The 12,731-nt window shown below is 33.5% G+C and carries 8 protein-coding genes; all 8 read left to right on the top strand.

From position 1 onward, the window contains the following. Nucleotides 1-389: 389 nt before the first annotated feature. The 8 genes from KO527_RS25185 to KO527_RS25150 all read left to right on the top strand — a co-directional run bounded on the left by KO527_RS25185 (nt 390) and on the right by KO527_RS25150 (nt 12,682). Nucleotides 390-1,556, top strand: a complete 1,167-nt coding sequence (locus KO527_RS25185; RefSeq protein ID WP_216042995.1) for an IS4 family transposase — start codon at nt 390-392, stop codon at nt 1,554-1,556. Between the two features lie 363 nt (nt 1,557-1,919). After that, nucleotides 1,920-2,867, top strand: coding sequence for a hypothetical protein (locus KO527_RS25180; protein ID WP_216042994.1), 948 nt, complete (start codon nt 1,920-1,922; stop codon nt 2,865-2,867). Continuing rightward, a complete protein-coding gene (locus KO527_RS25175) occupies nt 2,867-3,538 on the top strand; it encodes a sulfotransferase family 2 domain-containing protein (RefSeq protein ID WP_216042993.1) in 672 nt (223 codons plus the stop codon). Before KO527_RS25180 ends, KO527_RS25175 begins: the two co-directional genes overlap by 1 nt. Nucleotides 3,539-4,164: 626 nt before the next feature. Further along, nucleotides 4,165-5,151 carry a sulfotransferase gene (locus KO527_RS25170; protein WP_216042992.1) on the top strand — a complete coding sequence of 329 codons (987 nt, stop codon included), beginning with the start codon at nt 4,165-4,167 and terminating at the stop codon, nt 5,149-5,151. Beyond that, nucleotides 5,152-6,453: an oligosaccharide flippase family protein gene (locus KO527_RS25165; protein WP_216042991.1), complete on the top strand. Its 1,302-nt coding sequence runs from the start codon at nt 5,152-5,154 to the stop codon at nt 6,451-6,453. It begins immediately after the preceding gene. Continuing rightward, nucleotides 6,453-7,148 (top strand): sulfotransferase family protein, encoded by a 696-nt coding sequence (locus KO527_RS25160; protein ID WP_216042990.1) that lies wholly within the window; start codon nt 6,453-6,455, stop codon nt 7,146-7,148. Before KO527_RS25165 ends, KO527_RS25160 begins: the two co-directional genes overlap by 1 nt. A 162-nt stretch (nt 7,149-7,310) precedes the next feature. Continuing rightward, nucleotides 7,311-8,981, top strand: coding sequence for a hypothetical protein (locus tag KO527_RS25155; RefSeq protein WP_216042989.1), 1,671 nt, complete (start codon nt 7,311-7,313; stop codon nt 8,979-8,981). A gap of 86 nt (nt 8,982-9,067) precedes the next feature. Then, nucleotides 9,068-12,682: an REJ domain-containing protein gene (locus KO527_RS25150; protein ID WP_216042988.1), complete on the top strand. Its 3,615-nt coding sequence runs from the start codon at nt 9,068-9,070 to the stop codon at nt 12,680-12,682. Nucleotides 12,683-12,731 lie beyond the last annotated feature (49 nt).

The raw sequence follows: 12,731 nt of genomic DNA, 5'->3' as shown, positions 1-12,731 counted from the left end.
TTTAATAACAATGCACAAAGCAATGATAGACGGGGCTTCAGCCACGTAAAAGCAAAAACAAAAACCAGTGCAGATAAATCAGCGCCTACAAGTTAAGGTTTATTGCACTAATCCCAATCGACGTCATTCCCTAAGTGTTTTATAGGGAATCTTGTTTTTGGTTGAGGTATTTAAAAAAGGATCTCCGATAGAACAACTCGGAGATGACGAATGTAAGGATTGTATTGAATTCGTAGGCTCGAATTTATTCGCGCTTTTTTAAGAACAATGCACAAAGCAATGCTAGTCGGGACTTAAGCCTTAAGGATCCCCACAAATTTTGAAGTGATGCCTGTAATCTGTTAAATATACTTTCGCCAAAAAACAAACCTAACAGATACAGACATCGCATGACATTATCCACACTGAATATAATAGATCCAATTAAATTTGATAAACGAATAAAACAATCATTTATCGAAGCAGTTGATGCCGTTAAGCATGGGGCTAGACTCAGTTTAACTTCTATTGTTCGCTCGTTAGCGCAATCAAATAACTCAATTGAAAAATATGGAATTAAACGCATTGACCGATTATTGGGTAACCAAGCTCTTCATCAAAACAGAATTAAGATTTATCAACAATTAGCGATTCAATTCTCAAATATAAAACAGCTTTTTATCGCGATAGATTGGAGTTCTGTATATAGTAGTAAATTTGTTATGCTCAGAGCTGCTGTCGCTTTCAAGGGTCGTGCCTTTACACTTTATGAAGAAGTTCACCCTGAAAACACAATGGGGAACAGTCAAATTCAAACTGATTTTTTAAAGACGTTGAGCCACATCATTCCTAAAAATTGTGCTCCTGTAATTTATACTGATGCAGGATTTAAAGTGCCTTGGTTTAAAGAAATACAGGCACTTGGTTGGCATTGGCTAGCCCGAACAAGGGGTTTAATTAAATGCTGCACTCAAGATGATACTGATTGGAAATATACCCATGATTATCATGAAATAGCAACCTCAAAGCCAATAGAGTTAAAAGGGTTATTACTAGGTAAAAGACAAAAGTATTCATGTAGAGGCATTTTGTTTAGAGGGAAGAAGCAAAAACAAAAAAGTAATAAAAAACCAAGACGCCCAAACTGTAATGATTATAAAAAACATAAAAAGTCATCAAAAGGGCCTTGGTTTTTAGTTTCTAACTTGACAAAAGAAACACTTAAAGCACAGGATTTAGTGAACATTTATAAACGAAGATTGACCATAGAAGAAGCATTTAGAGATACAAAAAATGAGTATTATGGTCTAGGTCTAAAGCGTAGTAGAAGTAATAACATTGAGCGATTACAGGCTCTATTATTGATAGCTTTAATTGCTCAGTATACTTTGTATATTATTGGAAAAGCGGCAGAAATATTAAAATATCACTACCACTTCCAAGCAAATACAATAAAGAAAAGGCGAGTATTATCTTACTGTTATTTAGGAAAAAGAATCCTGAAGCATAAAAATTATCATATTGAAGAATGTATCATTAAAAAGGCTCAAAGAAGCCTCATAAATGAGGCTAAATAAAATGGAAAAGATATGGGGAGCCTTAAGACTTAAGCCGCGTAAAAGCAAACACATAATCAAAAACCAAGCGCAGATAAATCAGCGCCTAAAAGTTAAGGTTTATTACACTAATCCCAATAGACGTCATTCCCTAAGTGTTTTATAGGGAATCTTGTTTTTGGTTGAGGTATTTAAAAAAGATTTCCGATAGAACAACTCGGAGATGATGAATGTAAGGGTTGTATTGAATTTGTAGGCTCGAATGTATTCGCGCTTGACTGATGGAATCATTAATATAAATACATCAAAACTAAAACTTATATATAATCTGTAAATTAATAATAAAACGATTAAATTTGATCTCATTTTACTGGAACATAATTGATGATAAATCACATTAAGTATCAACTAAAAAAAATACAGCTAGTTAAAAAGGTACTTAAGTGGCGACATAATGAATTTTATTTAAATCAAACTCAGCATCAACTGAACTTGGCAATTGATGTTATTAACAAGCAAAATTTAGCTGACATTAAAAATAAAAAAGCGTTAATTCAAAAAGCTGCCTGCAATAAAATTAAACGTTCAGAGTTAATCGTATCTCTCACTACTTATGGTGAGCGAATTAATATAGTGCACATTACTATTTTAAGTTTATTAAACCAAAGTATTGCTGCTGATAAAGTGATTTTATGGTTAGCAGAAGATGAGTTTAAATTGAGTGAGTTACCAAATAAATTAACACAATTATGTGATTTTGGTTTAGAGATTAAGTTTTATAAAGATATACGTTCTTTTAAAAAGTTAATTCCCACTTTGACTGAATTTCAAAACAATACCATAATCACTTTTGATGACGATGTAATTTACCCAAGCGACCAGATAGAAAAACTTATAACAGCACACGAAACTTACCCTAAGGCGATAATTTGCCATCACGCTAGGAATGTTGCTTTAAATAGTGATAATCAGCCTGAGGCGTATAATGAGTGGCTGTTCTGCACTGATGAAACTAAACCTAGTGAACCAAATAAAAATTTATTCCCTGTTGGTATTGGTGGTGTTTTATACCCTAAAAATGCCTTGCATAATGATGTGATGGATGAAAAAACATTTACAGAGCTTTGTCCAAAAGCAGATGACTTATGGTTTAAAGTAATGGCATTAAAGAATAATACCCTTACTATGTTAGTAGACAATCCAAGACCTTATCGTGATTATTTATTAATTCCCCAAACGCAAGATGGCGCATTGTGGCAGCAAAATAAATTTAGCAATGATGCTCAGCTTAAAAATTTATTAAATGCTTATCCTGATATTAAGTTTAATTAATGATGAATTATATGATGGATTTATTTACGCGAATATTAAAGCGATTGCCACTGGCACAATACCCGTATAAACCTTTTATGATCAAACATAAATGCATCTTTTTACATATCCCCAAAAACGCGGGTACTAGCATACTGACCGCTTTTGATGATGAAGGTGTAAGGCGGCATATACCTTGGATACATTTTCACAGAGCAAATTCAGCCAGATTTAAACAGTATTTTAAATTTACTGTTATTAGAGAACCGATATCTCGATTATATTCAGCATATAATTATTTGTTAAATGGCGGTAATCAATCGTCTGATGATTTAGCATTGTCAGAGTATATAAAACAGAACAGCAAAGATTTTAATAGCTTTATTATGAATGTATTATGTTCAGATCTAATAATGCAACATGAGTTATTATGGCCGCAGTATTTGTTTATTTACGACCGACAATTAAATTTAAAAGTTGATAAAGTATTAAAATTAGAAAGTTTAGCAAGTGATTGGCATTGTTTTGCAAAGCAGAAGGGATTTCCTATAGATTTACCTTTTGAGAACAAGTCTGATGTCAATAGAGCTGGGCAGCAATTGGATTTAATCAACATTTTAAATTCAAGTGCTAAAAATAAAATCTCAGATTTGTATCACAATGATTTTAAATTGTTAAAATATACAATGTGAAACCAAGCACAGATAAATCAGAGCCTACGGGTTGGGGTTTATTGTACTAAGCTCAATCGACGTCATTCCCTAAGTGTTTTATAGGGAATTTGTGTTTTTGGTTGAGGTGTTTAAAAAAGATCTCCGATAAAACAACTCGGAGATGACGAATGTAAGGATTGTATTGAATTTGTAGGCTCGAATTTATTCGCGCTATGGTAAACACAAATACAAAAACCAAAGCGCAGATAAATCAGCGCCTACAGGTTTGGGTTTATTGCACTAAGCTCAATCGACGTCATTCCCTAAGTGTTTTATAGGGAATCTGTGTTTTTGGTTGAGGTGTTTAAAAAGCTCTCCGATAAAACAACTCGGAGATGACGAATGTAAGGATTGTATTGAATTTGTAGGCTCGAATTTATTCGCGCTATGGTAAACACAAATACAAAAACCAAAGCGCAGATAAATCAGCGACTACAGGTTAAGGTTTAGATGTTGTTTGTAGGAGGGGCTTTGCTTACCAGGGATGTTAGTAGTAGAACAATGCAGGGAGCAATTGTCGATAAGCCTTTCAATTGCAAATACATATCCAAAAAAATCAGCGGTTACAATAATATATTTATGAAAACAAAAAGGAAAAGGGTTAAGTGAGTCATTGGATAGCAGATAAAAATTGTAAATTACCTGATTTTATTATCAGTGGTGCTATGAAGTCGGGGACTACTAGTTTACATGCCATTCTAAATCAACATCCTGATATATTTATCCCTGATAAAGAACTGCACTTTTTTGATATGGATAACCCGTTGCAGCATCCTGATTTTAATTCATTTAAACAAGGTAAGTGGTCAACTCATAACTTGGCAGCTAGTACACAGCAAGAAGCAGAGTCATATTGGCTCTGGTATCAAAGTCAGTTTTCAGGTGCTTCTGGTGAGCAAGTGTTAGGGGAAGATTCTGCTACTTACTTTGCATCGCCTCTGTTTGCCAAAAGAATCGCCCAGCAAGATAAAAAAATTAAAATAATCGTTATGCTGCGCCAACCCAGTTTAAGAGCGCATTCAAATTATTACCATTTATTAAGAAGTGGTAGAGCGACTTATAGCTTTGAAGATACCTTAAAATTTAACCCTTCCTCGGTTTTAAATCGCAGCCTATATTTAGACCAAATAGAAAGCATTTATAAATATCTGCCAAAAGACCAAGTGAAGTTTGTTATTTTTGAGCAGTTTCTAAAAAATAAAACACACTGTATTAAAGAGATATGTGAGTTTATAGATATTGATTTTAGCCGTTTGCCTAAAGCAGCATTAGATATACATGAAAATAAAACCAAATATCCTAAGTTTCCTAAATTACAATATTTAAAAAACCGTTGGTTACCCCAAGGTGGTAACCTTCAGTATAAATACCAATTTAAAATCAACAGTACTGAATTAACATTTTGGCAAAAGCTATCGGTAGCAAAAGTATTAGATGTACTGCATCGAAAAATTAATCCTGAGGTAACAATTAAGCCTGAAAAAATAAAACCCAGTACTAAGCTTTTTTTAGATAACTATTTTAAAACTGAATTTGAAGGTATTGAAAAGTATCTTGATGATGAAGTCTTAAATTTATGGTTTGATAAATAATTGGCTACTAATACTACTAATCAATTAATCAAAAAAGGCAGTTGGTTAATGCTAATAAAGCTAGTTGCAGCTTTTTTAGCGTTAGTTTTTCATTATCAACTTGCTTTATTGTTACCTGCAAGTGAGTTTGGTTTATTTGCGGTTGCCATGAGTTGCTTGTTATTTGCAACGGCTTTTGCAAAACAAGGATTTGAGCAGGCGAGTGTTAGGTTTGTTGCACAAGCAGATAAAAATTCTGTAATAAGTATTTATAAATTTATTATTTTATCAGCTACTAAAAGTGCATTTATTACGGCTGTTATAATATGGTTATTGGCTGATATCTTTGCAATCAAAGTACTTAATAAACCTCAGTTGACTGATCTTATCCCTTTAGTGGCATTATTAACGATTATTCAAACATGGCTAAGTATTAACGCCAGTGTGTTTAAAGGTCATGGTTATGCGGCATTATCATTACTGTTTACTGGTGTTGTAAGTTATTCAGCGGCTTTAGGCTTATTTGCCGTGTTTGAAGCTGCCACAGCTTTTGAGGCTTTAATTTTATTTCTTTATGCATTAGCGTTTGCTTGTTTAGTGAGTTTTATTCTTTTATTTAAAACTTTGCCATTGAATTTTGTAAATATAAAAACAATGCTGTTTACAGGTTTAAAGCCGACAAATCAGCAAAAAGATATCAAAAAAGCAAGTCGTAACTTATTAATTATTTCGCTTAGTGCTTTAGTTACCCAGCAATTAAGCCCATTAATTTTAGCCAAATATGTGACATTAGCTGAGGTTGGCACTTTTGCTTTAGCAATAAAAATTGCCATGTTAATGAGCTACCCATTAGTAGTGATCAATGCGATTACTGCACCAAAATATGCCAAACTATATAAAGCAGGTAACTACATTGCATTTAAAAAATTAGCATTAAACAACACTGCGTTTTTATTTGCTTTAGCCTCTTTAGGTGTCGCTATTGTTTTTGTGGCAATAGAGCCCGTTATTACTCTTTTTGATAGTGCTTATTTAAATGCGATATTACTGGTTAAAATCTTGGTGCTTGGGCAATGGGTTAACTTAGCAACGGGTTCTGTTGTGTCTATGTTGATTATGTCGGGCCATGAAAAGTTAGTTCGGCGAAATATGTTAATCATTACAATTATAAATATTATTGCTTTGGTTATTTTTATTCCTTATTTTGGTGCTGTTTCAGCTGCTATCATTACAGCAATTGCGATGGCTACAAAAAATATAGCCTCTTTGTTTTACGTTAATAAACTTATATATTCCAAAGCAAATGAAAGTGGTACTGCATAATGATTTCAAAATTTGATAATTGCCTATTTATTCATATACCTAAAGTTGCAGGGCAAAGCATTGAAACCGCATTTTTACACAGAGCTGGTTTAAACTGGGAAACTCGAGATCAAATGTTATTAAAGCCTAATTCAGATGCTAAAAAAGGACCGCCAAGATTAGCGCATTTAACCGCCAGTGAATATGTTAGTTTAGGTTACTTATCGCAAAGCCAGTTTGATGCCATGTATAAATTTGCCTTTGTACGCAATCCTTGGGACAGACTGGTATCTGAATATAGTTATCGTAAATACCCTTGTAGTTTTAAAGACTTTGTATTTAAGTTTTTTCCAACTGCTCATAACGATGATTATAAAAAAGGGTTTGATGGTTATAGGCATGTCATACCGCAAACTGACTTTGTTTGTGATGAAAATGGTCAGGTTATTGTTGATTTTATTGGTCGTTTTGAAAATTTAAAGTGTGATTTTTTATCAGTTTCAAAAAACATTATCGGCGAACCAATTGATTTACCTTTTAAAAATAAAAGTGAATATAAGTCTACAATTAATAAACGTTTGACTTACCTAGGGTTTAATAAACCAGATAATAAAAAACATTATAGTGAATTTTATGATCAGGAAACTAAAGACTACGTAGCTAAGCTGTATGAAAAAGACATTGCATTATTTGACTATCAATTTACTGAAAAATGATGGCTTTAATATATGACTTTTAGAGGTTAATATTGCAAAATAGGCTTTTACTACAAAAGCCATGGAATAATTTTGTATTTCAACAATCTAAAATACACCAAAAGTATTTTCTTATTTGCGATAGCGCTGCTAATTACACTTATTTACTCAAATAGCTTTACCGTGCCATTGTTATTTGACGATATTACCTCTATCACAAATAAAGCTTATATATACACTTCTGACTTAGAGGCTTTATATAATCGATTTGGCTTGCGAGTAGTCGCTTACTTTACCTTTAAATTAAATTATCAATTACATGAACTCAATGTTTGGGGTTACCACTTAGTTAATGTGGGTATTCATATACTAGCTTCTTTTGCGGTATATTGGTTTGCTTTTTTAGCATTTAAAACAAGCTTGCTTATTACATCTTCGCACACGCTAGATATAAAAAAAATTCACTTGTTTGCGTTAATTGCAGCAGTTACTTTTGCTGTTCATCCACTACAATCACAAGCTGTTAGCTATATTGTACAGCGTACAGCTGCTCTGGCTTCATTATTTTATATTGCTGCAATGGCGAGCTTTTTAAGCGCGCGTTTAGCACAAAAAATAAAACCTAAAATCGTTTATGTAATACTCACACTGATATTTTGTATATTAGCTTTTTATACTAAACAAAATACATTTACATTACCGATTGCATTTATTGCGTTGGAACTCATATTTGTATATCAAATAAAACAAAAAAGTTATTCTCAGCTTATCAAGCCAAGTATCGCTTTATTAATACTGGCTAGTTTAGCCATATGTACAATTTGGTTTTATAAACCAGATTTTTTTAGTTTGTTAGAAAGGTTTAGTCGAGAAACAACAGACTTTACGCGTTTGCAATATTTTGAAACGCAATTAAGTGTACTGGCGCTTTATATCAAGCTATTTTTTGTGCCAATTGGTCAGCAAGTAGAGTACATTTACCCAATTGAAGATGGTAATTTATTAAATAGCTTAGGCTATATTATTGCATATCTTGGTTTGTTTATATTTTCATTAACGCAAATTAAAAAAGCACCATTAATTGCTTTTTCACTTATATTTTATTTTGTAGCACATTTAATCGAATCTGCTTTGATCCCGATTTCAGACCTCGTTTTTGAGCATCGTACTTACTTGCCTAATCTGGCACTTTGTATGCTTGTTGCTTTATGTTTTTTATATCTATTTGATGCCAATAAAAATGCGGCAATAGTCGGTTTTTGTTTAATTGTATTAACACTGAGCTTTTTGACTTATCAGCGAAATAATGAATGGCGTAACCCTGAGCTTTTGTATAAAGCAGAATTGGCGATTAATTTTGATAAACCACGAATGCATCATATGTTAGGGGAATATTATAGAGATACTGGCGAACACGAAAAGTCGGTTACCAGCTTTAAAAATGCATATGATTTAGTGGGTAATAAAAGCGAACTAGATAATCAAGGTTTTGCTTATAAATTTGCATATTTTAATAACTATATCGCATCACTAAGAAGAACTCGGCAGCTTGATAAAGTAATTGAAGTTATTTTAACAACTTTACCTACTATCAAAGAAAATAAATATCGTGCGCCCATTTATTCCAATTTAGGTTTTATTTACCTAGATAAAAATCAATATGACAAGTGTGAAGAACCATTGTTTATGGCTAAATCACTTGGTCCTAATATGGTGGAGCCTTTAATTGGATTAGGGATATGTTTTGCTATGAATGGTGATAAATGGGTCGCACAAAAAATGTTTTACCAAGCTTTACAGTTAGAGCCTGAATCTAAACGCATAATGGCTTTAGGGAAAGAACTCGGTTTGTAATTGATTGATATCGGTGATATTTTAATGATTAAAACAAAAAAGCTTTGGTTAAAACTAAGGCTTTTATCATTTAAAGGATTTTTGGTATGTTTTCATTAAAGCTAGTTTGGCGGTTTGTTGTAACCTCTGTTTTTTATCTTTATATTTTTTTACTCTTAGGCTGTGGCGGCTCTGATACTTCAAATAATGCGCCAATAATCAGTACAAGTCCTATCCAAAGTGTTAATGAAAATACTAATGTGCAACTTAAAGCGCAAGCAAGTGATTCTGATGGTGAAATCACTTCAATACTATGGCAACAAACCTCAGGGCCTGAAGTTTCATTAATAAGTGCAAATAGCTTATCAGCTAATTTTATAGCGCCTAGTGTACTTATGATTGATGGCACTCAAGAGTTACTCTTTGAGGTGACTGTTACAGATAATGATGGCGCTAGCAATAAAAGTGCAACACAAGTCACAGTGTCACCTGTTAATCAAAACCCAATCGTTAACGCAGGATTGATGCAAAGTGTTAATGAAAATACCTCGGTACAACTTCAAGCGCAAGCGAGCGATTTAGATGGTGAAATTACAGCCGTTCAGTGGCGACAAATTTCAGGAAGTGAAGTTTTATTAGCTAATGAGGAGAGTTTATCTGCTAGTTTTGTAGCCCCAAACGTGCTTATGAGTGAGGGCAGCCAGCAGTTAGTATTTGAAGTAACAGTGACAGATAATGAAGAGGCTAGTGGTAAGCACCTAGTTGAAGTTAAGGTATTACCAGTCAATCAAGACCCTATCGTTAGTGTTGGTCCTGCGCAAAATGTAAATGAAAATACCCCTGTTCAACTTCAAGCGCAAGCGAGTGATTCAGATGGTGAGATTACAGCAATTCAATGGCGCCAAATTTCAGGAGGGGAAGTTTTATTAACTAATACGAATAGTTTAACTACTAGTTTTATAGCACCTTATATATCTGTATCTCAAGGTGAAGAAATATTAACTTTTGAAGTCAAAGTGACAGATAATGATGGTGTAAGTGCATTAAATAATATCTCTATTACAGTCATGGCAACAAATATAGCCCCCTTTGCTGATGCGGGTGAAGATACAACCGTATTTTATGATGAAGTTGTCACTTTAGACTGTAGTGCAAGTTATGATGTTGATAGTGCTGATTTAACTTATCAGTGGCAACAGCTAAGTGGTGATGCTTTAAGCATAAATAAAAGTGATGAATGTAAGGCGAGTATTCACTTACCAGACAACAGTATGAATGTAGAGTTTGAGCTAAAAGTTACTGATGAGGATGGTTTAACAGATAAAGACACCATTAAAATCAGCTCAAAAGCGTATGAGGGCAAAGTAAACTCAGCTAACATTTCGCTAAGATTAAAAACGGAGCTTGAGTTACATCATATAGGTGCTCACGATGTTTATTTCCAAGAAAATCTAGCTTTTATAATTGGCTATACAGAGATTAAAATTTTTGATGTCAGTAATTTGGCATATCCAAAAGAACTTTCTCAGTTTAATAGTGTGTATTCTGGGTGTTTAGTTATGCAAGATGAGTTTCTTTTTGTGCTAGAGGGGAATGTAAGGCATGATCAGGATTTTGGTGTTCAGGTTATAGATCTCAGTAATCCTGAGATACCAGAGGAAGTTGCCTCATTCAGAGTTAAGCTTGACGATGAGTTGGTTGCAGGGAGAGAAGATTGCAAAATACAGAGTGGTAATCTCATATACCTCTTAAGCACTGAAAAAAGGCATGAGGACCGGTATAACGATTATCATGTAAGTATTTTTGATATTACTGATGTATCAAATCCAAGTGTAAAATATCAAAAAACTACTAATGCAAAAATCAGCAATGCATTTATTGAAGATAATAAACTTTTTGTTGCAACGCCATCAGATATCGCGATTTATGACTTAACTAATGAAGATAATAATCTGATTGCTCAAATAGAAGTGGGCAGTTCTGCTGAAGCGCAATTTAAAATGTTGGGTAATTATATTTATTACCTAGGAGACGGCTTTAAAGTCATTGATGTTTCACTACCTGATTCCCCAGTTATTAGTTCTGACATTGAACTTGAAACCTTAAATGAAAATGAGCAGCAATACTTTGATTTATACAATGGCAAAGCGTTCATCGCATTTAATAGGCAAGCAAGTAAAGATGATGAAATCAAAATTATAGATATCAGCTTGCCTGAAAGTATAAATATTATCAGCGCTATAAATATTGAATTGAGTTCTTGGGATTACAAAGCATTTAGTATTTATGATGATTTTATTTATCACAGCTATCGCTCAAGAAATCAAGGGAATGGCGTTAAAGTGATTGATGTAACTGAGGTTGCTGACCCTAAGCTTTTCGCTTTTATGCCAATAACAGGCGAATACGACGTTCTGCAAATTTTTAATGGCTTTCTTTATGCTAAAACTGACATTTCTGAATGGGACTCCTACAGTAGCATATTGAAAGTGATAGATGTTTCAGATAAAAAACAAAGTACATTACAGCTAAAAGGGAGTTTAAATACATCAGGTTTTACTCACTCTGTTAAAATTAAAGACGATTTTGCATATTTAGCTGATGGTGAGGCAGGCTTTAAAGTTTTAAATATTAAAAATAAAAGTAACCCTAATGAAATAGGGGGAATAGATAATATAGGCAAAGTGACATCTGTATTATTAGATGGTCATTATGCTTTTATTCAAAGTGAAAGTGAGTTGATTTTAGTTGATGTTTCAATCCCGAGTTTACCTGTAGTTGCATCGCGTATTATTTTCGATTTTACCAAAGGGTATCGTATTACTCAGGTTAAGGTAAAAAGTATGATTGCTTATTTACCTTATGACAATACACTTTCTGTGATGTCATTTGAAAGCCCTACAGAGCCAAAGCTTTTAACTGAATATATACTTCCTGATCCAGGTTTTGAAACATCAAGCGGCATAAAGTCGGTCCATATTAATGGTGACTTTGCTTATTTAACAGTAGGGTATGCACAACCTCACGGCGAGGGGTGGAACACTATTAAAAAGTTTAATATAGCACAACCCTCTGATCTAAATATATTATCAGCTATAAGTTTTTCTAAGTGGGGAAGTATATTAAATGTTTCTGAAACTGCCATTTATGCCAATTATTACGGTCGCTCCAGCCGCTCTGCTAAGGGTTTTATGGTGTTCAATAATCAGGATGGTGGTATAAATTATGAAGTTGAGCTTGCAGAGACTAGAAAATCTCTGGTGTTAGCTGATGAAGCGTACTTTATTGATGGTGTGGATGGCTTGGAAATAGCTGATTTAAATAGCTTAGAAAGCAGGTTGGAGCCAGAGTTTTTGACAAAAAGCTTTGCTGTTTATGATGTTGCATTAGACGATAATTATATTTATGTCGCTAGTGGTGAGTCTGGTTTAAATATTTTAGATAAAAATAATCTTGGGGTAGATGTTACCTTAGATAATCACTATCAGGTTGCTTCAACAGATAGCCTTTTAAGCTATAAAGTGAGTTGGCAAACTGAAGCTTATGTTAATTTTAATTGTAGTGTGACTGGTGGGCACTGCATTGTAGATATTGACGCTGAAAATAAAACAGCCGAAGTAATATGGCAAGGTCCTACAGAAGCGTTTGAGCATGAAATTGTGATTTTAGCGGGTAATAACTCTCATTATAAAACATTACGAGACAAGGTGATATTTCATTAAAGTCGCCATTGTTGTTAGTTAAGTTGGTTGTCTGCAGTCTACGGGGATC

This window comes from Pseudoalteromonas sp. C2R02, from assembly GCF_018860845.1.
Classification (GTDB): domain Bacteria; phylum Pseudomonadota; class Gammaproteobacteria; order Enterobacterales; family Alteromonadaceae; genus Pseudoalteromonas.
The sequence above is the reverse complement of the archived record's forward strand: the minus strand, read 5'-3'. Positions and strand labels throughout refer to the sequence as shown.